The sequence below is a fragment of the Blautia luti genome (assembly GCF_033096465.1).
Taxonomy (GTDB): Bacteria; Bacillota; Clostridia; order Lachnospirales; family Lachnospiraceae; genus Blautia_A; species Blautia_A luti.
This window is the reverse complement of the sequence record NZ_AP028156.1, coordinates 1916096-1941992: the sequence shown is the minus strand read 5'-3', so window position 1 is coordinate 1941992 and position 25897 is coordinate 1916096. Positions and strand designations below refer to the sequence as shown.

General features: G+C 38.4%; 28 protein-coding genes and 1 riboswitch. Of the genes, 24 read left to right on the top strand and 4 right to left on the bottom strand.

Annotation, left to right across the window (positions count from 1 at the left end; all coding sequences use genetic code 11):
• The first annotated feature begins 157 nt into the window (after positions 1-157).
• Positions 158-2563, top strand: coding sequence for a helix-turn-helix transcriptional regulator (locus tag R8695_RS09205; RefSeq protein WP_243139521.1), 2406 nt, complete (start codon positions 158-160; stop codon positions 2561-2563).
• A 105-nt stretch (positions 2564-2668) separates the two neighbouring features.
• Here R8695_RS09205 and R8695_RS09200 read toward each other — a convergent pair whose 3' ends face one another.
• A complete protein-coding gene (locus R8695_RS09200; protein ID WP_154780344.1) occupies positions 2669-3331 on the bottom strand; it encodes a hypothetical protein in 663 nt (220 codons plus the stop codon).
• Positions 3332-3623: 292 nt separating this feature from the next.
• On the opposite strand from R8695_RS09200, the gene R8695_RS09190 reads away from it, so the two are divergent.
• From R8695_RS09190 to R8695_RS09170, 5 genes are all read left to right on the top strand, one after another.
• Positions 3624-3842, top strand: coding sequence for a response regulator (locus tag R8695_RS09190; RefSeq protein WP_154780345.1), 219 nt, complete (start codon positions 3624-3626; stop codon positions 3840-3842).
• Positions 3843-3907: 65 nt separating this feature from the next.
• Positions 3908-4282, top strand: a complete 375-nt coding sequence (locus R8695_RS09185; RefSeq protein ID WP_118512096.1) for a RidA family protein — start codon at positions 3908-3910, stop codon at positions 4280-4282.
• A gap of 182 nt (positions 4283-4464) precedes the next feature.
• Entirely contained in the window at positions 4465-6000 is a 1536-nt protein-coding gene (locus R8695_RS09180; protein ID WP_154780346.1) for a DNA/RNA helicase domain-containing protein, read from the top strand.
• A gap of 402 nt (positions 6001-6402) precedes the next feature.
• Entirely contained in the window at positions 6403-6891 is a 489-nt protein-coding gene (locus R8695_RS09175; protein ID WP_154780347.1) for a hypothetical protein, read from the top strand.
• A gap of 223 nt (positions 6892-7114) precedes the next feature.
• Positions 7115-7708, top strand: a complete 594-nt coding sequence (locus R8695_RS09170) for an FAD-dependent oxidoreductase (protein WP_317676275.1) — start codon at positions 7115-7117, stop codon at positions 7706-7708.
• 477 nt (positions 7709-8185) lie between these two features.
• On the opposite strand, the gene R8695_RS09165 is transcribed toward R8695_RS09170, so the two are convergent.
• Both R8695_RS09165 and R8695_RS09160 read right to left on the bottom strand, forming a co-directional pair.
• Positions 8186-8761: an ECF transporter S component gene (locus R8695_RS09165; RefSeq protein WP_243139522.1), complete on the bottom strand. Its 576-nt coding sequence runs from the start codon at positions 8759-8761 to the stop codon at positions 8186-8188.
• Between the two features lie 16 nt (positions 8762-8777).
• Positions 8778-9752, bottom strand: coding sequence for a nucleoside hydrolase (locus R8695_RS09160; RefSeq protein ID WP_154780348.1), 975 nt, complete (start codon positions 9750-9752; stop codon positions 8778-8780).
• A gap of 115 nt (positions 9753-9867) precedes the next feature.
• A riboswitch (PreQ1 riboswitch) is annotated at positions 9868-9912 on the bottom strand.
• Between the two features lie 337 nt (positions 9913-10249).
• Between R8695_RS09160 and R8695_RS09155 the strand changes: the two genes are divergently transcribed.
• From R8695_RS09155 to R8695_RS09090, 14 genes are all read left to right on the top strand, one after another.
• Complete coding sequence (locus tag R8695_RS09155; RefSeq protein ID WP_154780349.1) at positions 10250-10675, top strand: 2-thiouracil desulfurase family protein; 426 nt, start codon at positions 10250-10252, stop codon at positions 10673-10675.
• 55 nt (positions 10676-10730) lie between these two features.
• Entirely contained in the window at positions 10731-11006 is a 276-nt protein-coding gene (gene cyaB, locus R8695_RS09150) for a class IV adenylate cyclase (RefSeq protein ID WP_154780350.1), read from the top strand.
• 215 nt (positions 11007-11221) lie between these two features.
• Positions 11222-12739, top strand: coding sequence for an alanine/glycine:cation symporter family protein (locus R8695_RS09145; RefSeq protein ID WP_154780351.1), 1518 nt, complete (start codon positions 11222-11224; stop codon positions 12737-12739).
• 179 nt (positions 12740-12918) lie between these two features.
• Entirely contained in the window at positions 12919-13077 is a 159-nt protein-coding gene (locus tag R8695_RS09140) for a DUF4186 family protein (protein ID WP_154780352.1), read from the top strand.
• Between the two features lie 670 nt (positions 13078-13747).
• Positions 13748-14698 carry a DUF1848 domain-containing protein gene (locus tag R8695_RS09135; RefSeq protein ID WP_154780353.1) on the top strand — a complete coding sequence of 317 codons (951 nt, stop codon included), beginning with the start codon at positions 13748-13750 and terminating at the stop codon, positions 14696-14698.
• Between the two features lie 85 nt (positions 14699-14783).
• Positions 14784-15146: a hypothetical protein gene (locus R8695_RS09130; RefSeq protein WP_044925425.1), complete on the top strand. Its 363-nt coding sequence runs from the start codon at positions 14784-14786 to the stop codon at positions 15144-15146.
• A 375-nt stretch (positions 15147-15521) separates the two neighbouring features.
• Positions 15522-15701: a hypothetical protein gene (locus R8695_RS09125; protein ID WP_226844680.1), complete on the top strand. Its 180-nt coding sequence runs from the start codon at positions 15522-15524 to the stop codon at positions 15699-15701.
• Positions 15674-16237, top strand: coding sequence for a hypothetical protein (locus R8695_RS09120; protein WP_005424184.1), 564 nt, complete (start codon positions 15674-15676; stop codon positions 16235-16237). Before R8695_RS09125 ends, R8695_RS09120 begins: the two co-directional genes overlap by 28 nt.
• 118 nt (positions 16238-16355) lie before the next feature.
• On the top strand, positions 16356-17303 hold the full coding sequence (locus R8695_RS09115) for a ParM/StbA family protein (RefSeq protein ID WP_005424183.1): 948 nt from the start codon (positions 16356-16358) through the stop codon (positions 17301-17303).
• A gap of 2 nt (positions 17304-17305) precedes the next feature.
• Positions 17306-17734, top strand: a complete 429-nt coding sequence (locus tag R8695_RS09110) for a hypothetical protein (RefSeq protein ID WP_154780354.1) — start codon at positions 17306-17308, stop codon at positions 17732-17734.
• A gap of 134 nt (positions 17735-17868) precedes the next feature.
• Positions 17869-18147: a zinc ribbon domain-containing protein gene (locus tag R8695_RS09105; protein WP_158583648.1), complete on the top strand. Its 279-nt coding sequence runs from the start codon at positions 17869-17871 to the stop codon at positions 18145-18147.
• 358 nt (positions 18148-18505) lie between these two features.
• Positions 18506-18946 carry a sigma-70 RNA polymerase sigma factor region 4 domain-containing protein gene (locus R8695_RS09100; RefSeq protein ID WP_005424179.1) on the top strand — a complete coding sequence of 147 codons (441 nt, stop codon included), beginning with the start codon at positions 18506-18508 and terminating at the stop codon, positions 18944-18946.
• On the top strand, positions 18939-19154 hold the full coding sequence (locus R8695_RS09095) for a helix-turn-helix domain-containing protein (RefSeq protein ID WP_022388724.1): 216 nt from the start codon (positions 18939-18941) through the stop codon (positions 19152-19154). The genes R8695_RS09100 and R8695_RS09095 overlap by 8 nt, the downstream gene beginning before the upstream one ends.
• A gap of 255 nt (positions 19155-19409) precedes the next feature.
• On the top strand, positions 19410-19631 hold the full coding sequence (locus R8695_RS09090; RefSeq protein ID WP_005424177.1) for a hypothetical protein: 222 nt from the start codon (positions 19410-19412) through the stop codon (positions 19629-19631).
• Between the two features lie 311 nt (positions 19632-19942).
• Here R8695_RS09090 and R8695_RS09085 read toward each other — a convergent pair whose 3' ends face one another.
• Positions 19943-20188 carry a helix-turn-helix domain-containing protein gene (locus tag R8695_RS09085; RefSeq protein ID WP_015525038.1) on the bottom strand — a complete coding sequence of 82 codons (246 nt, stop codon included), beginning with the start codon at positions 20186-20188 and terminating at the stop codon, positions 19943-19945.
• 151 nt (positions 20189-20339) lie between these two features.
• Between R8695_RS09085 and R8695_RS09080 the strand changes: the two genes are divergently transcribed.
• The 4 genes from R8695_RS09080 to R8695_RS09065 all read left to right on the top strand — a co-directional run bounded on the left by R8695_RS09080 (position 20340) and on the right by R8695_RS09065 (position 25807).
• Entirely contained in the window at positions 20340-20894 is a 555-nt protein-coding gene (locus R8695_RS09080) for a hypothetical protein (protein ID WP_022388723.1), read from the top strand.
• Positions 20895-21117: 223 nt separating this feature from the next.
• On the top strand, positions 21118-21513 hold the full coding sequence (locus R8695_RS09075; RefSeq protein ID WP_226844683.1) for a hypothetical protein: 396 nt from the start codon (positions 21118-21120) through the stop codon (positions 21511-21513).
• 69 nt (positions 21514-21582) lie between these two features.
• Positions 21583-23709: a hypothetical protein gene (locus R8695_RS09070; RefSeq protein ID WP_154780355.1), complete on the top strand. Its 2127-nt coding sequence runs from the start codon at positions 21583-21585 to the stop codon at positions 23707-23709.
• Positions 23710-23719: 10 nt separating this feature from the next.
• Positions 23720-25807: a transglycosylase SLT domain-containing protein gene (locus R8695_RS09065; RefSeq protein WP_227222835.1), complete on the top strand. Its 2088-nt coding sequence runs from the start codon at positions 23720-23722 to the stop codon at positions 25805-25807.
• Positions 25808-25897: the final 90 nt, after the last annotated feature.

Below are 25897 nucleotides of genomic sequence, written 5' to 3'. Positions count from 1 at the left end.
TAGAAGCCGCCGTCTCTTTTATACGAAGTACAGGAACATGGAAGAAACGGCTGTAATTTTTATGGCGGAAATTATGAAAAAAACTGAAAACTCTTTAAATACTATTTACATACCAGAAAGACTGCAGAAATTACTGAGCTCTATTTCAAGATATCCTATGACAGTAATAACAGCACCTATGGGATACGGAAAATCCACGGCAGTAAACTGGTATTTGTCCCAATGCATGAAAACAGAATCAGCAGTCTCTGTCCGGATCAATGTCTATTCAGACAATCTGTCTGTTTTCTGGAAAGGAATTCGGAACAGTTTCTCACGATTGGGGATAACTCTTCTGAACGAATACGATTGTCCCGCTGATACTGCATCAGCAGAATTTATTGCTGATGATTTCATCCATTCCTTTCAAAGCGATCTGTCCTGCTACATATTTATCGATGATTTTCATCTGCTGAAAAACAAACACATTGCAAACTTTTTCGGCTGTCTTGCCAAAAGACTTCCCGAAAATATCCATCTGATCCTTGCCAGCCGTGACCGCATTTTTTCAGATGCCTCACTTCTTCTGTTGGGGAGGAATCTCTATCAGATCAATGTGGATCAACTGCGTCTGAACAGATCAGAAATTGGTATATATGCCCGCAGATGTGGAATTATGCTGAACGAGTCTTCACTGGAAATACTTTCAGATTCCAGCGAAGGCTGGTTTTCTGCTGTATATCTGAATTTATGTGTCTATCTAAAAGAAGGCGAATTTGCGAACCACAGATCAGATATTTACAGAATGTTTGCTGCTGCCATGATTCTTCCTCTGCCGGAAATGCAGCAGGAATTCCTGACTGTAATGGGACTTGCGGATGAATTTACAGATGATATGGCACGGGAAATTACCCGGAATCCTGACACTGAATCTATTCTCCGAATCCTGACGGAACAAAATGCATTTGTTAAACGTCTGTCTGACAATAGATATCGTTTTCATCATATGATGAAGGAATGTGCACAACAGACATTTTCAACTTTGGACACCAAAAAACAACAGATATATCTGAATCGTTATGGCACATGGTATGAAAAACATCATATGTATCTTCATGCATTGTCAGCCTATCGGAAAAGTACAGATTATGACGGTGTTCTCCGCATTATTCAAAAAGATGCAGGAATTCTTCTGTCATCTTTAAATCCTTCTGCTATATTAGAGCTTATAGAACAGTGTCCTGTATCTTTTCTAAAAAATCATCCATTATCTGTACTGGTACTGATGCGTAATATGTTTAACTGGAAAAAAATCCCTGAAATGTTGAAGCTAAAGGATCTTCTGATGCAGGGAATTTCTGAACATCCGGAAATCACACAGAATGAACGGGAGAATCTTCTCGGTGAATGTGATCTTATCATGAGTTTTCTGATGTACAATGATATTGAGCAAATGAGCCACTTTCACCGCAGTGCAGCCACCCGAATGTCACGTCCAGCTATCAGCATTCAGAATAAGGGAGGCTGGACTTTTGGTTCTCCATCTGTACTTTTGATGTTTCACCGGGAACCTGGAAAATTGAACAGAGAATTGAATAAAATGGAAGATTGTATGCCCTATTATTATAAGGTTACTAATGGTCATGGATATGGGGCAGAACACATGATGGCTGCAGAAGCAGAATTTATAAAAGGACATTTTGTGGATGCCCAGATTAAACTGGAAGAAGCCTGGGAGAAAATTGCAGAAAAAGGCCAGAAAAGCATTTCCTTATGTGGAGATTTTTTGTCGTACAGACTGGCTGTGTGTATGAATACGAATCCGGAAACAATTATAAATCAACGACGCAGACAACTGATTCAGCAGCACAATATTATGTGGATCAACATTTTTGACAGTATCTGCGCATACTATTATGCTTTAACTGAAGAAGACAAAATCCCGGCGCTTTTCCGCAGACATCAGCTTTCTTCTGTAAACTTTCTGGCACCTGGAAAGCCAATGATGGATATGATTGAGAATCAGGTCTATCTGGCGCAAAAAGAATATGCCAGGGTGATTGGAAGAAGTGAACGACTGCTTGCCCTGTGTGAAAATATGCACTATGACATGGTATCGCTTCATATTCGCATTCAGACTGCTGCGGCTTATGAACATCTTGGAAAGTATGTAAATGCTCAAAGAATCCTGAAGAAAGCTTTCGTACAGGCACAACCTGATAATATCCTGATGCCATTTGTAGAAAATTACGAATATTTATCCTGTACATATAAACAAATTGCAGCAACTGGTAAAAACGAATTTCTTATGCAGATCATGGAACTTGGACAGAAATATGAGGAGCATCTGTCGAATATCCGTCTGCAAAAATCTTATCCGGAAATTTTCCAGTCCCTTACAGAACGTGAACAGAAAATTGCAGACATGATAGCAGAACATCTGAGCAATAAAGAAATTGCAGAAAAAATGTTTCTTTCAGAAGGAACCATTAAACAATATATCAATCAGATTTATTCAAAACTGCAGATCACCGGAGATATCAGAAACAAACGGAAACAGCTTATAGAATTGTTTCATCAATAAAAAATATGTAAACAGCTCATAAAAGAATGCCAGAAGGAACGTAGGATCATCCTTCTGGCATTCAATCTATCTGTATGGATTTATTACTGTCGAAAGCCAAAATGTTTATGCTTTATACCAGAATGTGAGACATTTTACTTTAATATCCGAAGGATCTGTGATCAGCTTTCCAACATAAATCATCTTACTCATATTTGTTCCCGACTTTATACTGATTGCGTAGGTTTTTGTTACAGCAATTTCTTCATTTAAAGTCATACGATATTTCAGTTTGACTTTTGTGATAGTTTTTCGTGATGTATTTGAAAATCTGGTCTGGATATAGGTTTTTCGTGTATATGGATTGTACGTATATCCTGTAACTTTTATTTTCAGCTGATCCAGCGTTGGTTCTGAATTTTTTTTGTGCACTGTAAAAATTATAGTTTTCTTTTTCCCATTAAAGACAGCAGTGATTTTGGCTTTTCCGGCTTTCTTTCCGATCACATATTGTCCGGATACTGTAAGAATTTTTTTGTTACTCGTTTTTATATTTTTAACATTTACTTTTTTATTCCCGGATGTAATAACAAAACTGGAAAGTCTTTTTTTCTGTCCTGTATTGATCGAAGCTTTTTTGGGCACAGATATTGCTGAGCTGGTTTGTGCAGTTGTTGTTACGGCCGCCGATGTCTGCAATGGAAACAGCATCAATAATATCAGTGATAAAATTCCCACAAATAATCTACGCTTGCCTGTTTTACATAAAAATCTTTTTCTGATACTCATTCCTGTCCCTCCTTTTAATTAATATACTGCTTCTTATTTTATAATATAGATTTCTGTAAAAAATTTCTATTAACCATTAGTTAGTTTTTTTATACAAGCGTTCCCTCCAGGCAGCCAAAAAGAGAAAAGTTCTCACCTTTCACTGGCGCGGCGGCTACCTCACCAGAGAAGTCCTCAACGAACTGATCACTCTCATCCGCAAGGCCGTCGCAGAGAAAAACAAGTCCGCCGTGATCAGCATCAACTGGCCACAGGCAGTTCTGCACCTTCATTATACAGTTTTGTAGACGCCATGGATGGATATACTGCCACACGGCAGATTCGCGAACTGCCCAATAGATTCCATTCCCATATCCCGATCATCGCAGTTTCAGCAAACGCCTTTGACGAAGACATGGAAGCTTCCTATGAAGCAGGAATGAACGGTCATCTGGCAAAGCCGATCATTGAATCGGAACTTCTGAAGACCCTGGGTGAAATATGGTTTGACAATTTTTTTATGATTGACTAAATATTTTTGGAGTGGTAAGATATGGATATAGGTTATTGAATAAATAGTACGGGAGGAATTCACTCATGAAAACACTTGAAACTAAAAAAGCACCAGCAGCAATCGGACCATATTCTCAGGCAAAAATGGTAGGAAACTTTGTATTCGCATCCGGCCAGATCCCGGTAGATCCGGCAACAGGTGAAGTTGCAGGTGACAAGATCGAAACACAGGCAGAGCAGTCCTGCAAGAACGTAGGCGCAATCCTTGAAGAAGCCGGACTTACATTTGACAATGTTGTTAAGACTACTTGCTTCCTGGCTGATATGGCAGACTTCGCAGCATTCAACGCTGTATATGAGAAATACTTCACAAGCAAACCAGCTCGTTCCTGCGTTGCTGTAAAACAGCTTCCAAAGAACGTACTCTGCGAAGTAGAAGCTATTGCAGTAACTGAATAATCTGAATAGAATTATTTAGACATTAAGAGAGAATGTTTCAGCGTTCTCTCTTTTTTCTACAGGAAAGATTTCTGCACAATTTGATCCTATGCTTTTGAGGCATAAAAAAGGATGATAGATAAGTATTAGACATTTATACCAATGGAATTTACAATATCCTTCAAAAATGAAAGGCAGAAATTATGAGATCTATATCTATCTATACGATTACAAGAAATCAAAATATATCTTCTCTGTCAAAACTGGAGCGTCAGTTATCAGACCGGGAATATTTCCTGAAAATACGGGAATGGGAGCTGGAGAGTATGAGAGCATTGGTGCGCCAGCTGGAATTATATATGCAGAAAGTTTATTCTCTGCGATTTTTCTATTCTTACCAGATTCCAAGATTAGGAAAGGAATTTGACCTTCTCCAGATCAAAGACGACCAGATTATAAACATCGAATTAAAAAGCGGAATCGTATCGGATGAGGCAATCCGCAAACAGCTTATCCAAAACCGTTACTACCTTTCCGTTCTTGGTCGTGCCATACAGTCCTATACTTATATCAGCAGCCAAAACCGCCTTGTGAGACTTACCAACCATGATCATATTGTAGATACCGACTGGAATGATCTGTGCAGAGCACTGCAAAGAGAAAGTAAAGATTATCAGGGGAATATCGATGATCTGTTTCAGGCAGAATTGTATCTGATCTCCCCCATCACAGAGCCGGCACGTTTCCTGAAGAAAGAGTATTTCCTTACTTCCCAGCAACGGGACATTCAGCGCCAAATCCTTAAGAAACTCCGAACCAGCCGATCCGGATATTTCTGCTTCACCGGTCTTCCTGGAACAGGAAAAACATTGCTGCTCTATGATATCGCCATGAAACTGTCTAGACGTCAGCAAGTATGCATCATTCACTGTGGAAATGCCGGAAAAGAATGGAAAATATTACATGAACGTCTGCAGCGTATCGTTTTTCTTTCCGACAATCAGCTGAATGGGAATATACAGCTCGAACATTACAGTGCAGTTCTGGTAGATGAAGCTCATTTACTACCTACTGAAAAGTTGCAGATTTTATTAAAACAGTCAGAAAGTCATTTTCCTGTAATATTCTCCAGTGATTCTGAAGACGCTATATGTCCGGACGAATTAGGAGTAAATATAATAAAACTTATAGAAACCCTGCCAGAGATTCAGATGTTTCACTTAACAAACCGTATCCGCACCAATGCGGAATTGTCTTCCTTTATTCAGAACATGATGCATCTCACCGACCGAAAGACTTCCAAACCCTATCCACACGTTTCTGTTGTTTTCGCAAATAATAAAGACGAGACAGATACTTTACTGGAAGATTATATCAGCCAAGGCTACCAGTATAGACCGCCAATTTATAGTATGATCAGTAAAACTTCTGAAACCGAAATTACAACTGGTACAAAAACTATTGAATCAGGAATTTCTACGAACAGAACTACTGATGAAATTGAAATTACTGCTGTCAGAGACATGAAGCGTCTTGTTATCATACTGGATGGACGATATTATTACGATGAAAACAGATATCTGCGTTCAAAATCTTCCAACAAAGAAAACTGGTCCCATGTCCGCAGCCTGTTTCATCAGCTAAATCAGGCAAAAGAGGAGATTGCCATAATAGTCAGAGAAAATACATATGTATATGAGGCATTACTCACACTTTTGCAGCCGGATACTTCCAGATAATTTATCTGTAACAAAAAACAGTCACAGAACGGATTTTCACTTTCTTTGCCATAGTATTATTCTTTCTTCATTTGTTATTGTAAAAAACAGTTTCTATTTATTCTAACATGCTGACATACTGTTTACAAGGCAGAACAACGTTATTGTCAGGAATTCAAATACCGCTTAGTCTTTTTTATGAAAACAAAGAATGCTTGCAGTCTACATTATTAAAGCCTTATAACCAAGTCATTGTTTCACTGTTTGTCCAGCAATGCTGATAGACTAAAAAACTAACTTAAAAAATAAAAACTCAGTGAAATGTACGTACTTTTATGATAAAATTGTGACCAAAGGTCGGAAATGAAAAGAAAATTTATCTTCCTGTAAAAAGTTTGATCATATATTTGGAAAGAGTGCTTTATGAACAAAGGAAATCAAAAAACGCCGCCGGAAACAATAATATCTACAATATTGCTCAGTATATATACATTATCACTTCTCTGCATAGAAATAGGAATAATAATATTCAGCAAATATGCAGAAAAAATCACCAATGCAGGAACAGGTCTGACTGCCAGGACTCAAACTACGACAGACTACATCAGAGGATATCTTATGCTTCCCGGCTCCCTTGTGACTTTATTTGGAAGCGTGTCTGGAATAATCGCTATTATACTGGCAGTGGGAATATTAATTTTGTTTTTCCTTTTTCTGATCACTCTTATTATTTCCTGCATACTGATCAAAAAGAAAAAACTACTGGCTGATGCCTGGATGAAGTTGATCATTTTCCTTATTTTTACCTGTATATCAGCTTTATTTATCCAGGTTGGTGAAATTACTGTGTTAATGATTATTCCGGTAATACTGGCAGGCATAGTGCTGATAAAACTTTATGTTCACAAATAACCTCTTATCTGGCTTTATTCTTGTTTAGGATGAAATGAATTTACTAAAAAAGCAGGTATCAACAAATTGTTACAAGTGCATTGTCATTTTACTGATGGATGACAATGCACTTTTTTGTTATTCTTAGTAATAGAGCGCGGCAGCAAATCCCGCCAACATTCCATGCATCAGTGGGGAGCCTGTGATACAGTCCGTCCGGACGGTGTACCGGTGAAAGCCCTTACTGAAGGTTACATCTTATGGAAAAACCGCAGCACTTGCCAAACGTGTCGCAACTTCAACCAGAAGATGTACCGTCAATCCTCTGATCGGACGTGAAATCGAAGGCAGTGAAGTACAGCCTGCGCCTGTAAAGAAGAAAGTTCTCGTAGCAGGCAGCGGCCCTGGAGGTCTTTATGTTGCATACACTGCTACAAAACGCGGACATCAGGTAATCCTCTGTGAAAAAGAAGCAGAACTCGGTGGAATCCTGAAAAGCGAACAAGCACTTCCGTTTAAAAGAGAAATGTATGAACTCTCCAATACCTATGCACTTTTTGCCCGAAATGCAGGTGTGGAGATCCGTACTTCTGTGGAAGTCACACCTGAGTATGTAGAAAAAGAATCACCAGATGCCTTAATCGTAGCAGTCGGATCCCAGCCGCTTGTTCCTCCAATCAAGGGGCTGGATGGTGACAACGTAGTCATCGTCAATAATTACTATCTCGAAAAAGAAAAGGTTACAGATCAGGTAGTTGTTTTTGGTGGCGGACTTGCTGGATGTGAATGCGCGATTCATCTCGGTCAGGAGGGAAAACAGGTTCATCTGGTAGAATGAGAACAGAACTGGCACCGGATGCCGTGGTCTGGAAGTTCGTCCTGACGGAGTTCTCTGTGAAACAGAAGATAATCAGCAGATCCGTAAAGAAGATAAACGCCGCGCTGACAATTACCGCTATTATACAGGACGTATATGGGGAATGTCTGTCAGCTTTGATCTTGCATTAAATACAGAATTAGGAATGGGATATATTGAAGAGTGTATACAGAAAGCTTTATAATAATACATTCCATTCTGCACAATCTATTTGTCAGACGAAATTATACATTTATCAGTAGAGAATTTTTTCTAATATGATGAAACCTTCTGCTTCTTACTATTTTCTTAACTGAAACAGGATGTTCAGGAAATTTTTGATTTTAATAATTTTATATGAGATAAAAAAATCGGGAAGAAATCCAATTACATCGTTTTCTTCCCGATTTTTATCCTATTTTTTTTATTCTTGCTTTTTACATAGAGAATTAAATTTTTTTATCTGACAAAACTTCCCTTCATGCTCTTATTCAATGTTGTAATAAGAACTGCAGATACTGCCAGACACAGTACTCTGTCTGCATAATCTGTAATAAACTGGACAACAAAACAGCTTCCTACCATTCCAAGCGGTGTTTTTGAAAGAATCTGTACTAAAATAGAAGATCCTGAAGATGTAATTCCTCCAAACAAAAACGCAGTAATACAAGAGCTGATCAGTGTAGATGGAAGTGTGATCACAACAGCAGCAGGAAGAATCGACCATTTTTTCGGCTGCCATTTTCTGTATACAAGACCAGTCACAAAACCAAGTACAATTCCAACAGGCGCATAATACAGAGAATAAACATCCACAGTCATTCCCATTAACAGACCACTGAGTAAGTTTGGAAGCATTCCATAAAACGGTCCCAGAATGGATGCCACAAATACTGTTCCAATACTGTCCAGATAAATAGGAAGTTTCAAAAGTAAAGCAATCTGTCCACCTACAAAATTAATACAGATAGCAAAGGCAATCAGGCAGATTTTATAAGCTGTCATTTTCCCGGTAATTTTTTCTGTCTTCATCATATTCATTTGCACTCCTTTAAATCAAATCTTGTAAAATATCCAGTTTTTCCGATTTCATGTCAAGAATCCGTGAAAGGAATAACTGGAAAAATGCATATACATCTACCTCAGTCAATACCTTTGTATTTGCAGTCTTTCGATAGAAGTTCATAGAGTCTACCACTGACTGACCAAGAGATATTCCTGTTGTTTCAATCTGTACATAAGACTCAAATCCCTCACAGATTGCAGGATTCAGGAAATACGCAACTGCAAGAGGATCGTTGATCACACAGCCAATGATATGTTCCCATTCCCAGTGAAAATCAAAATAAAACTTCGTAATTTTCTTTATAAATTCACCGGTCTCTTTATTCAATCGACAGATATACTCCAGAAGAGTAGGAGTGAGGACAATCTTTCTTGTCACATCCAGCCCGATCATATGGATCTTTTTCCCAATCTCATGTGTTGTAGCATACACCAGTGCCGCAGCATCCGGATCACACCAGTAATTATACTCAGCAACAGGAGAGCAGTTTCCATGACTTTTAAACGTACCGCCCATGGATACCAGTTTCTCTATGCGGCCGAATGCCTCCCTGTCTTTCTGGATCAGTGTAGCGAAATTCGTCATAGGTCCCAACGCGATCACAGAAACCTTTTCTCTTTTCAAAATGTCAGCCATAAAATCCACGGCTCCCATTTCCTGCTGCCAACCCTCTACTTCAGGCAGAAAACTTTCGCCAAGTCCATCTTCTCCATGAGTATCCAACGCGTTCACATATTCACGTTTTAAAGGCTTGCTTTCACCGATATACACCGGGACATCCAGTCTGTTCATCTGTTTCAGGACTTTTTTTGCATTTCCTGCTCCCATTTCAACAGGTGAGTTTCCACAGACGATTGTGATTCCAATCACCTCAATCTCAGGGGATTTCAGCGCAAGCATAATAGCAAGGCTGTCATCAATCCCCGGATCACAGTCAATGATTACTTTTGTTTTCTCCATTATTTTCCTTTCCAACTGGTGATCAAAATAAAAAATGCCTTTGTTTATCACCTCCAATAAACAAAAGCATCAGTAAAAAGACTGCAACAACAGCAGCCTGATTTTCCATTTTTTACTTTGCCTAGTTTTTTATACTGGGAGGTTTACGAACCAGTTTCGATAAGTATTTTAGCATAGGTTTCTTTTGGTGGCAATACTATTTTAGATTTTTTTTTGTAGAGTCATATAAGTTACTCTTCACACACCACTATTCCGCGAAGTGATTTGGTATGAATATGCCAAAACTCCGAGAAATACGGCGTGAATTTATGTAATCAGCATAATTTCTGTGCATCGCAAATCGTGTTACTGGGCACGAAGTGAACAGCTTGTTATTCTTCTCTAAACAGCGTATACTAACATTATACTTATTTAGACAAAGGAGCTTACATTCACATATAAAGTTGTAAACTGGTGTATATTTCAGTAAATCATTGTGTGGAGGATACATACAAATTATGAAGAAAATTTTAGTCAGCGCCTGTCTTATGGGGCAAAATTACAAATATAATGGCGGTAATAATTTTAGTTCTAAGCTGGATTTATATATAAAGGAACATGACTATGAGGTTATTCCAGTCTGTCCAGAAGTACTTGGCGGACTTCCGACACCTCGGGTTCCTGCTGAAATCGTAAACGGCATAGTAACAAATAAAAATGGAATTTCTGTACATACAGAATTTTGTCAGGGTGCCAAAAAGGCACTGGAAATTGCAGAAAGTCATCAAATATCCTGCGCAATTCTGCAATCTCGCAGTCCAAGCTGCGGAGTCCATGAAATATATGACGGCTCATTTTCAGGGAAAAAGATTCCGGGAAAAGGGATTTTGGCACAACTTCTCGAAACAAATGGCTTTAAAATATTAGATGTAGAAGATCTTTAAAAAGAAAAATTTAAAGCTTTGCCAGATTAGATGAGGCCCTGCGGATCAGATATCCATGACCAGACAGGAACTGGAAACAGAAGTTGGCGATGCCAAAACTGCCAGAAAGATTCTCGAATCTATCGGTTTCCAGCCAGTTATACCAGTAGAAAAACAGCGGCAATATTTTCATCGTGAAAACATAACTGCCTGTTCAGATAACGTAAAAGATCTTGGAGATTATCTGGAACTCGAGATACTGACTGATTCAGAAGAAAACCGTACAGTGGCATTGCAAAAAATAGAAGATACTCTGAAACAACTTGGTTATTCCATGCAGGAGACTACATGAACTTCCTATTTATCTATGCTAATGAAAAAATAATAGAATACATATATCTTTCCGGTAAATGATACGCTTGTATTTTAACATATCAAAATTCCTGTGTCTTTCTGAAAGAAGCAAAAGTTTTTATATGAAAAACACTTGTGAAAATTTTCAGATTATAGTAAATTAGAAAACAGGGTAATTCTCAAGAGAAAGAGATAAGAACGAAAGGAAAGATTATGGAACTATTTGTAAAAGTAATGAACACAGTCAATGACATCATCTGGCATCCGGTGATGTGTGTGTTCCTAATGTGCGCAGCGGTCTGGTTTACTGTTCGCTTACGTGGCATTCAGGTCCGCAAATTCAAAGACATGGTAAAATGTCTGACAGAAAAGGGAGATAATAAAAAAGATACCGGCCTGTCAGCCTTTCAGGCATTTGCAACGACTGTAGGCGGACGTGTCGGTACCGGTAATATCGCAGGAACTGCAACTGCCATATTTATGGGCGGTCCTGGAGCACTGTTCTGGATGTGGATAACAGCAATCCTTGGTGCTTCCACAGGTATTGTAGAATGTATTCTTGGTCAGGCATATAAGACCAGAAACCTAGGAGAACTTACAGGCGGTCCGGCATTCTATATGTCAAACGGAATCAAAAACAAGAAATTCGGAAGGATTCTGGCAGTATTATTCTGTATCGCAGTTTTCATCGGACCTGGTTTTCTTCTTCCGGCAATGCAGACACAGACAGCAGCTACAGCAATCAAAGGAGCATTTGGGCTTCCGTTTATCGTAGTTGGAATTGGTATGGTTATTATCGTTGGTGTAGTAACAATGGGCGGTATTAAACGTATCGGTAAGGTTGCAGAAGTTCTGGCACCGATCATGTGCGGAATTTATTTCTTTATCACAATTGTGATTTTTGTGATGAATTACAGAGCGATTCCATCTATGTTTGGTTCTATTTTTGCCAGTGCATTCGGAAAAGATGCAATATTCGGCGGAATCGTAGGATCCGCAGTAGCATGGGGAATCAAGAGGGGGTTCTTCTCCAATGATGCAGGAAACGGAATGAGCCCTCTGATCTCTGCAACAACAGATACTTCCCATCCTGTAAAACAGGGACTTGTGCAGGGACTTTCTGTATATATTGATACACTTCTGGTGTGTAGCTGTACCGGATTTTGTATTTTGCTCGCAGGTACTTATAATGTAGCAGCAGATGGAGCAGGAGCAGTCCTTCTGGTAGAACAGGCACCTGGAATCCAGTATGGTATCTCTTTCATGCAGGAAGCACTCCGAGTATCCATTGGAAAAGCAGGAGCCATGTTCCTGGCAGTGATGCTGTTTATCTTCATTTTCACTACTATGTTATCTTACTCCTATCAGCTGGAGTCCACCTGCAAATATCTGTGGGGAGAAAACAAAATAGTCGTTACCATCGTACGTATTTTATTCCTCATTTTCTGTCTGTTCGGAATCCTTATTGACGGAGACACCATCTGGTCAATGGGTGATATCGGAGTTGGCTGCATGCTTTGGGTAAATACATTCAGTATCCTGCTTCTGACACCACAGGTCATCAAAATTGTCAGAGACTATGAGAAACAGAAAAAAGCTGGACTGGACCCGTTATTTGACCCGGAGACTGTTGGTATTAAAGATGAAGCAAACGTATGGGAACCATATGTAGAAAAGAAAAAAGCACGCGGTGATTATAAAAATCCAAACCTGGGATATACAAAAAAATAAATGTTTTTGAATTGCGAACACTGAACTTCTGTGGGGATCCATATGGTATACCCACAGAAGTAATACTATTAAGAGTAAGCCCTGCAATTTTGCGAAAATATGAATCTTAAAATGGCAGTATCATCCTCTTTATTGCCTGTATATCCTGAAAAAGCATGAACCGGAAGTGGTGAATTTTTATGACAAAAGATGAATGGTATAAACAATTGTTTGATAAACTTGGCAGTTCCAGGTTTCGAAGCAGATTTCATTTGACCCAAAAAGATATTGGTTATATAAATGAAAAAGGCCTTGATTTTGAGAACTTCCGAAGCCGGATGTTCGGCGGGGTGCTATGATAAGCATCTCGCTATTTTTATTATATGGCTTCATAATCGGAGTAATATTACAGAAGAAAATGGCATCTGCGCTGGAAAGTTATACAGAAAATTGTGTCATCAGCTTTATCGATTTCTATTTGTATAAAATAAAATTCCCATCAAGGAACAGATGATTTTCTGCTTTATTGAATGAATTTCCTCACAGTCAACCTTGCAACTTCCCCCTATTCATGTTACAATTTTATGATGTCAAAATAACAATACTATAAGAGAAAAATCAGCAAATCAGCTGTATAGAACAGGAGATATAAATAAATGGCAATGTCACCGATGATGCATTAGTGAAATTTCGGTATTGTTGAAAAACCGCATAAATACAGGCTTTATAAGAATTTTGAACTTATGAGCATTTAACGATAAGTGGTACTCAGTGGTAAGAAATATGCCTGAGTAGAAACAAGACTGTGGTCAAAATTATCGTCGGAAAACAACCTAAACATTTTTTTTTAAATTTGCATGGCATTGGAAAACGAATTTGCAATTATCTATTTTTTAAGTAATATGAAGTTAAATTTAATACAACCATTAAAAAAATCTTTTATGCTTCAGACGGAAATAATGTCTGCTTCATAAAAGATTTTTTGTAATAATATTGTAATATTTATCTTCCGCGAGAGGAGAGCGCAGGATGATTATACATGCAAGTATGAGAACCGATATACCTGCATTTTATTCCGAATGGTTTACAAATAGAATCCGTGAAGGGTATGTTCGAGTGAGAAATCCCTATGATCCTTTACAGGTTACAGAATATAGCCTTGATCCTGAAGTCGTTGATTTGATTGTATTCTGTTCAAAAAATCCAGTCCCTATGTTGAAGTATATGGATTTGCTGAAATCTTACAGGACATACTGGTATATCACAATCACTCCATATGAAGCAGACATCGAACCAGGATTATTTAAAACAATTGTAAGTAAAAGAAAAATCATTGAAGCATTTCTGCAGATATCAGAAATTGTAGGAGAAGAGCATATTGGCTGGAGATACGATCCGATTTTTATCGATGACAAATATACTGTCAAGTATCATTTGGAACAGTTTGAGGGCATATCTGCGGCTTTACAAGGGTATACAAAAAATTGCGTGATAAGTTTTCTTGATTTATACCAGAAAGTAAAAAGGAATTTTCCAGAAGTGAAAATGGTATCCAAAGAGCAGAGAAAATATCTTGGGGAACGTATGACACGTATTGCCACAGAGCACAAAATGATTTTGCGGCCTTGTGGGGAGGGAACGGAACTTGCTGCATTTGGAGCAGACTGTAATGGCTGTATGACACAGCAGATTTATGAAAATGCCATTCATATGTCACTTGACATGCCGAAAAAACAATTCCTTAGAAAAGAGTGTGCATGTTATTTGGGAAATGATATTGGTGCTTATAATAGTTGTCCGCATATGTGCAAGTATTGTTATACAAATTATGATGAAAAAAGTGTGCGCCTTAATCGTATAAATCATAATCCGAAATCAGCATTTTTGATAGGTGATGATATGCCAAATGACAAGGTTCATAAAGCAGTGCAGAAAAGCTGGATAAATGGACAGATTAGTTTGAATGGGTTCTTTATATGAAAATAAATTAGAGCTGGCTTATTGAAAGAGAATGTGATAAGATTAAGAAAGAACATACATTCGAAAAATGGGGCGGTGTAGTAAATTGAGAAAAAGTGAAAAACTAAAGAAAATTCAATTATTGCTGAATCAAAAAAATCTGTATGAGGACCAGTATGAGAGATTATTAGCTGCAACAGGAGACTGGAAAAGCAATTATACGGACTATCTGATCACAGAACCGATTGATTTGGTGGAAGAATTGAAACGTGTTCCGGAAGCTGATTATGAGCTCTGTACGGCATTGCTTACAATGCTTGTAAAGGAAGAAATTCCTGAAAATGCCTCTGATAAAACGTTTGTGGATCATAAAGGTCTTCTGATTTTAGAAAGAATGAATGAAATACTAAGTGTAGGAGCGAGAGAAGATGAAAGCGGGAGATACGGCCTATCTTGTGGAATCAAATAGATTTGTTCATGAGGTAGAAATTCTCAGATGTAATGGAGAATTGTATATTGTGTGTTTTAAAGATAACGGCGTCGGATTGTACTTTAAAGCATATCACTTACTTCTTACGTCTTGGAAAACTGTCAAAAGTATTAGTCAGGCTCCAGAGCATAAAGTTTAGAAAAATTCATATGATTGTTGGCATTGAGACTATTGGGAAAAGAATCAAATTGTTTAAAACTGCTGCTATCTATAGGTGAAAATCATAGATAACAGCAGTTTTTTGTGTGATTCCAAAAAAATCTTAAAAAAGTTGCAAAAAAATTTTATTTTTTACAGAAAATGGTACTTTTTTTTATTCTTTCTATACAGAGGGGAAAATAATTGATGAGGAGGATGCTTATTATCTGGAAAATAGTTTTAGTGATTTTGGTAGTATTGGCATGTGTTATTACGGGGTTATATTGCTGTCTGGTCAAGGCGAGTGAGGCAGATGCTGAACTGGAGAGGTTCTATAATGAAAAATATGGAAAGAAAGGTGGAAAGAAATGCCAAAAGGAAGATCAGGCATTATAACAGAGGAATTTAAGGGAAAAGAAAATACGGCATATCATGACGTGGAGAAATTGTTTAAAATTTATCGTTCGGTAAATTGGAAAATGCAGATTAAGATTAATCAGGTCAAAAGACATTTTCAGTTAGAGTATGGAACCGATGTAGATAAATTTTTGGACAGTTTATATCAGGCGGGCATGGATGTAGATACGGATCTTGCAAGTGAAAAGGAACGGGTGGAGTCGATTAATCATTCCAATAAATTTCTAAAACTGATGGATGAGTCCGTTGATCTGATGAGAAAATATCATCCGCAGGGCGAGAGATATTATTGGGTGCTCTATTACAGTTATATGTCGGCTTACAAAGCAGAAAATGTAGAGGAAATCCTTGATAAACTGGAACCACATTGTCCTCAGCTTACACGGGTTCACAGAACTACTTATTTCCGGTGGAGAGATCAGGCATTCGAGGCAGTTGGAAGTATACTTTGGGGCTGTGAAGGTGAATGTGAAAAAATGATGAAGCAGTTTAGCGAAGAGTTTCAGGAAATATGAGGTACAAAAAATTTTTCTGCGATTCTGTTGACACAGAAATTCCGAAAAAATTATATTGAAGCTGAAAAGACGTACAAAAAGACGCATAAAAATTCGGAATTTTGAAAGGAGAACAGATATGGTTATATCAGTTGACACCGGTAATAAGATGATTAAAACAGAACATTATGAATTTAATTCAGGAATAGATGTATTGGATACGATTCCTGGAGAAAACGATGAAGTGATTGAATTTGGTGGAAAATATTACAGGACAACAAACCGAAGGATATCTTACATGGAAGACAAGACAGAAGATGATCGCTATTACATTCTTACATTGATTGCCATTGCAAAAGAATTGGATACGATGAAAAAAGAGGCGGTTTTAGCACCTAATGAGCTGATCGAGATAGAACTTCTGGTAGGATTACCACCGGCACATTACGGAAAGTACCGAAAAAAGTTTCAGCAGTATTTCCAAAGAGATGGCAAAGTGGTTGGCTTTAAGTATGGCGGTACCTCTTATCAGATTTTGATTCATGAGGTGAAAGTGTATGTGCAGGCCTATGCTGCATATTGTGTGCTGGCAGCAAGACGTCATTTGACCGAACTTCCGAAAGTTCTTGTTATTGATATTGGTGGGTTTACGGTGGATTATATGATCCTCCGATACGGAAGATTGGAGAAGGAACACGTTGATTCTCTGGAAAGTGGCGTGATATGTCTGTATGGCAGAATTCGGGCTGCTATACGCCAAAAATACAGCATTGCACTTGATGAAGAAGATATTGATAACATCATTCTTGGAAAAAACACAGGATATATGCAGGAACTTAAAGAACGAGTCCGGGAGGTAACGATTGGATATGTAACGGAATTGCTCGGAACGTTCCGTGAGCTTGGCATTGACTTTCGAACAACACAGACTGTATTCATGGGTGGAGGAGCCATTCTGGTGTCTGAAATTATCAAGGTAGTCTGGGAACGCTTCAAAGGGGAGTATTTTATTATTAATGATCCTAAGGCAAATGCTAAAGGATACAAATTGCAGTTTCAGATAGAAGCTAAAGAACGGGAGGATTAAAAATGGGAAAGAAAGACGAATATCGTTTTAATCTTCGGTTTGATGAAACAGATGAAATGCACAGGCTGGTTGTAAAGTATTTAAATTCCTGTGGGCATAATAAAGCAAAATACATTGTACGGGCATTTTTGGCATATTGGAAAATGTCCGGCAAAAGTTTGCTTTCGTATGTGTTTCCGGAAATAGATGCTGAACAGCTGTTACCAGAAGCAAAGCCAGAAAATGATAAAAAAATAGCAGTTGTAGCAAAAGCAAGTGATGCTGGAAATGATAACGGGACATATATACAGAAAGATCATTCAGAGCAGCAGCTGTTGGAAAAGAGTTTGCAGGAAGATCATTTTGTAAATCTGGAAGGTGATTGTAAAGCAGACGAAGCAGAAGTTCTTCTGATAAAAAATAATTACAAGATGTTTGAAGATCTGGAATAGGAGGTATGTGGGTGCGTAGTAAACAAGTGCAAATTTTAAGCGGTATATGTGGAGTGCAGCTGATTGGTTATGCATGTCGGGCTGCAGGATTTAAAACAGATATTTGGATAGGGTTTGCAGGAAGTGTTTTCCTTATGTTGGATATTGTATATCTGGCAATTCAGGAAAAGGGCAGAAAAAAATGCCCTGAGTGTGATTCTGAGATATCAAAAAAAGTCAGGATATGTCCGGAATGCGGTTATCTTTTTCAGCAGGGACTGTCAGAAGAACAGCTGACGGGATACATTGAACAGGAGCAGGAAAAAGAAATGAGTTCGGAACAAATTGATCGCGCATTTGAAAAAACAGATAATATTGCCGCAGATGAGATAGATTCTTTTGATGGTGATATAAATGATTTTTTACAGGAATAAAAACAGAGAAAATAAGAGAATAGCTTGTAAATATATTCAGATGCATAAAAATTCATATGTGATTGTGAAAATACAGTGAAAAGTAAGAAATAGATTGCGAAAAATAGTATAATTCATAAAGCTGACTTTAAATGATGGATTAGAACCGACTTCCCGGGGTGAAATAATTTACCATACTAATTAAACCGGGCTCAAAGATTGGAAGGGCATCGGTATTAAAATTAGAAAGGGTATAAATTACTTGATTTGCGTGGGCTGCTGGAGTAATTTTCCGGCAGTCCTGTTTTATGTCTGTATTGCAAGACCACCTCCTTCAGAGATTACTGTATACACTAGATCATTTTGGAGGAATGCGGATATGACAAAAACAGAGAAAGAACTGAAAAAGGAATTTAGTGCTTATGTGAAGACTGCAATTAAGAATACACAAAAGCAGTACTTAATAAAAAAAGGCAAGATTCTGGATAATGAAATAGCCATGGATGATGAAGGAATAGATGAAATCTTACAAAAGCAGACAGAAGACCTGTTTGATAAGATGGATTTAAATGTAGATATGGTTCTGAGTGATGAAATCAATGTAAATTCTTTTCTGGATCAAATCAATGATCCTGTTCTTTATGTTTCTCTGTGTTCGTTGAAGGAACTGCAGCAGAAAGTATTAATGCTCCGTATAGTATATGTAAAATCATTCGATGATATTGGAGGTATTTTGAATATGACAGCAAAACAGGCTGAAAACAGCTATTACAATGCAATCAGAAAAATACGAAAACAGATGGGAGATAACTTTGGATGATTTTGTAGGGGTTTTATGTAGAGCGAGAATGAGCGAAAGGGAAGCTATACAGCTGATTGTAGAAATGTATCGTCCCCTGATGCTTAAATATGCTAATTTGAATACTGGTTTTGATGATGATTTGTACCAGGAATTTGTATGTTGTGTGATTAGTTGTATTTTTAAATTTCCGTTTGAAAAATGGAATGCAGAAAATGATCTGGATTAAGTAATGAGTATTGACACAGTGATAGGATGTGGTTATGATATAAATGTATAACATTTATTTCTGCTGGTTGCGGAAATATATAACTTTTGTTCCGGCTTTTTGCTGGAAGGATAATTTAAACTGAAGTATATTCGGTTATCGAAAAAGCAGAAAGACATTGATTATTTTTATGAATAGTCAGTGTCTTTTTTTGCGTTTTGGAGGAAAGGAGGAATATTTCTGACAAGGTAAATCTCAAAGAAAGGAGGAGCACGAATGAAGACGAAGCCGATGATCATGGCACATGGGAACCTAATTCTTCCATTAACGGTAGGACAAAAAGCAAGATATTGTCAGAATGGTATCTGGAAAACCACAGGAAGAGTACGGCAAATTATTGAACAGACAGAAGACTATGTAAAATTCGAAACAGATTCAGTACGGTATTGTATTGATCACTATGGAAGAGAAGCCAATGTTCTAGCATTGGTGGCATGACAAAGGAGCATATAATCCTGGATCAAAAAAGTATTGGCGTCAGTCAGTACTTTTTTGGTCTCTCTGAAAGAAAAAATGGTATCAGATATGAGGATGAACTGGAGAAATGTGGAATTCCAACCAAAACATGGAAACAAGCAGGCCAGATGGAATTGCAGGATTAGCGGAAAATAAAGTAGAAGAGAAGAAATGCTCCTGATTGCAGATTAAATAAGTGCACTACAGAATTAGGTATGCAAATACGAATAAAAGAAGTATAATATAATCAATAGTTTTTGGAACTGTGATCCAGAAACTATTGATTTTTGTGTTTAATGGGAATCAAGATCATCAAAAAATTCATCATAAGAACAGTTATAGATCTTTTTTAATTCCATAAGGACGCTGATTCGGATATTTAATTCACCGTTTTCATATTTGGCATAAGTAGAGCGACCAATGTCGCAATTTCTGCACTGTAATTCTGCACAGAGCTTTTCTTGGGATAATCCAAATTTTTCGCGAAGACGGCGAAGATTTTTACCAATATATACGTCACATTTTAATTTTTGCTCCATAAAAGTCATCCTCCATTGACCAGTATAGGTGTCAAATGCTGATGTTATTGTATGAAAAAACGCGATATAATATTGTCCGCTATACTGATCAAGAATGAGAAAAAATGATATAGTAATTGAGTTGGTATTAGGGTGTGAAAGAGGAGGAAGAATGAAACGTAAAGCGTTGTATCTTGATGATTCGGAAAAAGAGTTAGATGCACTACTTGAGAATGAAGATTTTTGGAAACCAGGTAAATCAGAGTGGGACAGTGAGATCCTGGATATTACGAATAAACAAAGGGAACTGGAAGAATCGCAATATGTAAAATCGAGGAGTAATGAAGCTTATTGTTACCTGCTTTCGGAATTGTATCCTATGGCTGAGAAGGTAGCATATGCACAGGGCTGGGATATGATTTTGAACATTGATGAAGAAGAGCATACTGCAACATTGGGATGTTGTGGACGGTTTCTTATAAAAACTGAAGGGGACGATGGAACACTCGAAAATTTTCTTTCACAGGCGATGGAATTTTCAGAACAATGTTTTTTTTCTGCACACAATGATCTTATAAAAATTAATTTTATTTTTAATCTGTATGAAAAAGAAAAAATAGCGGATCATTCAAAAGAAATCGAAGCATTGAAGAAACAGCTTGAAGATAATCAAGAAAAGGTGAGGGAATATTTGTTGGAAGAAATGGTTGATGAATACAGGAAATAATGGATGCGACAGTATTGCATCTGTATTGCAACAGCACTGATATTGACATCTGATTTTAGAATTTATACAATGTTAGCGTAAAGTTCTGTGCATGCGTATCATGCATGGAGAGCCATAGAATTTTATATTAAAGACAGCTGTTTTTATAACGGCTGTCTTTTTTTGCCCGAAAACTTGATCCTTGAAGTGTGACTTCGGAGCCTATCAGGAAAGGGGGATTTTTATGGCAGGAAAATTAAAAAAAGAAAAACAGAAGGTTTATCTGTCACCGGGAAATCTGAAAAGAAAGATGATTCCCCGTATTTTCTTTATGTCGTATCTGGGAATTAATGTAATTGCACTGACAGGCATTCCGGTTTATGCGTCAGATATCTTTGCAACAGCAAAAAATGCAATGCAGACAGTATATACAGATGTGGCCGGTATTGCTACTGTAGCAGCGGTGGTATGTGCTGCGGTGTGCCTGTTTTTAATGAATTTTTCCAAATCGGGCAGAACCGTGGATGAGTCAAGATCCTGGCTGAAACGTATTGTTGTATGCTGGGCTGCACTTATGACCCTGGGTGCCATTGTAACATATTTGGAAAAAATTATTCCGAAAAGTATGTTTACGGGCTGATGTATGATTTCTTACCGGTGCTCTCCCGGTTTTTGAAAGGAGGGTATCTCTTATGGATATGAATAAAACATGAGCTGGCTTTTGGAGCTGTTGGTAGATGCCATTCGCGAAATGTGCAGTCAGTTTATCGTGGATATGATGGAACTGATCACAAATATGTTTACAGAACTTCTGTCCTGTAATCTTTCATTATTTGAAGAATTGTTTTCAGTAGTGGGGAGCCTATACAAAAATGTGATTGTTCCTACAGGAATTGCAATCCTCTTGATGATTCTTGTATGGCAGCTTTTTAAGTCCATGTTTGGTGGAAAAGCAGGGGTAAATGCAGAAGAACCAATAGAACTTATCTGTCGGTCGGCCATTTCTTTATTTCTTCTTGCCGGATCGAAACCATTGGTTGACTACATTTTGAGAATTGCGGGAACGCCATATCAATGGGTTGTAGGAACAAAGGTCAAGGTCGCTAGCTTTTCAGGCTATGTATCAACTCTGGAAGGTGTTACAGATACACTTGGAATCAGCAGCCTTAGCATTTCGGTTTTGATGCTGATCATGCAGTTTGTTGTAGCATGGAACTATTTTAAGATGTTAATGGTCATTGCTGAACGTTATGTATTGCTTGGTGTATTTTCCTACACAGCACCTCTTGCATTTGCAACCGGTGGTTCTAAAGCAACAAATAATATCCTGGCTTCATGGAGCAAGATGTTTGGAGGGCAAGTAGTGCTTGTTATACTGAATGCCTGGTGCATGAAGATGTTTTTATCTGGTTATGGAAATATGATGGCAAGCAGTTATGGGTTTACGAAATTTTTCGCAGCTACACTTTGTCTGGTAGGATTTTGTAAGATCACATTTAAACTTGATTCCTATATGGCATCGCTTGGAGTGAACCTTGGCCGTCCGGCTCCTGGAATGGGAGCAGCAGGAGCAATGCTTGCAGCGAGCAGGATCATCTCTCAGGCAGCAAGGACAGCTTCTGGCTCTGGTGGAACAGGAGATGTCGGTGGAACCAGAACAGATATGGGATCGTCGGATGGAATGACAACCAATTTTACTGGGCCAATCCCAATGACTCCTAATGGCGGAAATGCAATGGATATAAATGATATGACTTCAGATGGAGATTTTGATAAAGAAAGTCCGCCTGGTCCAGGAAATCAACAAAATGAAGTTTCTCCGGCAGATAAGACTGTTTTTGAGGAACTTGGCATGACAACGGGAAGCAGCGATACGGCAGAGATGGATTTCGGATCTGGAGATCATGTAAATGGCAATATAGATTCTATGTCTGCTACATCAGAAACTATGTCTGGAATTAATGCTATGAGTGTGAAAGATGATGCAGAAGCATTTGCGGGAGCTGTTTCAGAGAGTAATTCTGAAGGAGAGACTCTTTTGGACGTTTCCGGAGGTGAACAGGATCTTGCAATTCCGGCTGCGAGCAATGTATCCGCCAACGGATTCAGCGAAAGTGGAAGTGAGCACGGCATTCTTGGAGAGATGGGCGATTATCCGGTTGAAGAGGAAATGAGTGATTTTGATTCAGAAATGGATCTGGAAAGCGGAAGCATTGAAATGACTGGCCAGGAAAGTATGTCCTATGGAAAAACAGGAACAGCGTATAATTCTTCTGTATCTGGTGAGGTTTCGAATGCAGGAGAAGGGCTGGGATCAGAAATAATGTCTGCACTTCAGGGGAATGGGGTATCTTCTGTGAACCAGGAGAAAGGTATCCTGGATGAAGTTGGTACTTCGTCTGTGTTTGGGTTTGATGCTGCACCACGAGCAGGGATGAATTATAATGAAAATTCTATGCCGACAGGAATGGAATCCATGTCTGAAAATGGAATACAGTCAGATGGAATTATGGATACAGGAGAAGATCTGGATGAAGAAACAGATGAGGCCGATTTTTATGCGAAATCGGCAATGGGTATTTTGGTAGATACAGCAGGAAATCCGCTAAAGGCTGAAAACACGAAATTGAGTGATCCTGGTATGCAAAATGAAGATGATATTCAGCCTGTAGCTGATGAAACAGGTATGGCAGCTGATGGATTTATGAATGTTTCGGGATCCATTCCAACAGGAGATATTTCCTTAAAAAGAAGCAGACCAGATACCCGTAGAATACGTGAAGTTCCAAAATCGAGAGCAGAATTAAAAGAAAAAGGTTCGGACAGACTCAGATAGGGGGATGAAAATGGCAGAAGAAGATAAAAATTCGTCCCCTCTGGATGAAGGCACAGAAATTATTGCACATACTGCTCAAACTGCATATGCAACAACAGCGGCAGTAGCAGCTGGAGGAACAGCAGCAGGAATGGCAGCAGGAACAGCCCTTGCAGGTCCTCTTGGAACTGTGATCGGGGCATTGGTATCAAATAAAACTGTTTGGAAAATACTCGTTTCTATTTTCCTGTTTTGCTTTCTCTGGATGTTTATTATTGCAAATATGATAGGAATTATTTTTAGTTATCTTGGATTTGCAAATGCAGATTCGTATGCGAATGAAGCTCAATCTACGCAGCTTACGAATATACGTGACCGGGTTGAAGAAGTTCTGCAGCAGGAAGATTACAAAAAAGAAATCTTGAAAATAATAAACAAAAAGCACAAGGCTGTTTTAAAAGAAATTGACCAGGACAAAGCAGAAAAATATGCAGGCCATGAGCTGGTTGTGGTGGATGAATATGAAACGAAGCTGAAAAGGAATCTTGGATATTACCTTGCCGTACTGATGATGGAAAACGAAGATAACAGTACGGTTTTTTCTTTTTTAGGTTATGCAAATAGTTTGGGGATTGATATGTCCACAAACTTGTCCAGCCCATACGACTCATTTTTTTATGAAGCGGCACAGACGTACAATGTGCCGGCAGCGTTGTTGATCGCAATGGGTAAAGTAGAATCAGACTTTAATCCAAATGTTGTTTCTGGTGCAGGGGCATCTGGTATTATGCAGCTTATGCCATCTACAGCAGCATCTCTAGGGGTATCTAATGTTTTTGATCCCAGAGAGAATATTATGGGCGGAGCAAAGTATGTTTCCCAGCTGATTGAGCAGTTTAAAGGCTATTCAAATGGATTGGAACTGGCAATCGCAGGGTACAACGCAGGGCCCGGAGCAGTTATGAAATATGGATATCAGATTCCTCCATATGCGGAAACGCAGGCATATGTAAAAAAAGTATTAGGCTATGTTGAAATTCAGCAACATCAAACATCCACTTCTTCAAGTTCTGCAAAGGATGCTCAAAAATCGGATGCAGATACTGAAAAATTACAAACATCCTATGAACTTTTAAAAGAGTCGGTTGAAAAGCATCTGGATAGTTTTTTTGACTGGTCAGTTACAGATGAGCGAAAAGGCGAAGCAACGGAGACCATTTATTGTATGGAAGTGAATGGGAAAAGAGGTGAGATAGATCGAACAACCTATGAGCAGATTCTGGCACAGGGTGGAAATGCATGGCAGGAAAACCGGACAGTAGTATCCAAGAAAGTAGAATATACATTAGCGTTGCTTTTGAATGCACAGATTACAGGCGGAAGCGGGTATCAGTATAAATTTGTCACAAACAAGACAACCTTTGATATTGTGATCAAATTGTTGGAATATTTACAAAAAGGCGTAGATGCTGTTAAAAATGCACTTTCCACGATTTTTCATTGGACAGATTTTGTTACTGGTGGGAGCAGTGGAGATTCTTTTGTTGCAGGAAATATAGATGCTTCAGGGGATATCATTACATATGATACAGTCGGAAAAGGCGTAAAAAAAGTAGTTTATTTTAATCAGACAGAGGAACCGTGGAAAGGCATGTCTTATGGCTCCAGTACGATCGGTGCGTCCGGTTGTGGACCTACATCTATGGCAATTATAATTTCAACGTTAATTGGACAGACGGTAACACCTCAGATGACATGTGCTTATTCCATTGCAAATGGAGAATATGTTCCAGGCATGGGAACGTCTCATTCATTTCCGACGAATGCTGCCTATCACTGGGGACTTACTTGTGAAAGAGTCGGAAAGGACCGTATGAATTATGTCGTGCAGTCCCTTAAAGAAGGCAAGATGGTTGTAGAAATCTGTGAAGCCTATACGATTACAGGAAGTGGAAGCGGACATTTTATCGTATTGACTGGTGTGACCAGAGATGGTTATATCACGATAGCGGATTGTGCAAGCAGAGAACGAACCGGAAAAGTGTACAGTGTGGAAACTATCAAATCCTACGGACGTGATCTTAGCGAAGGAGCGTTCTGGATTGTTGGAAAAAAATGAGGGAAATACAGTGAAAAAGATTAGGAGCACAGAGCAAATACTGGTATTGGCAATACTGCTGTTCACATATTTCCTGGAAACCTTCCAAGT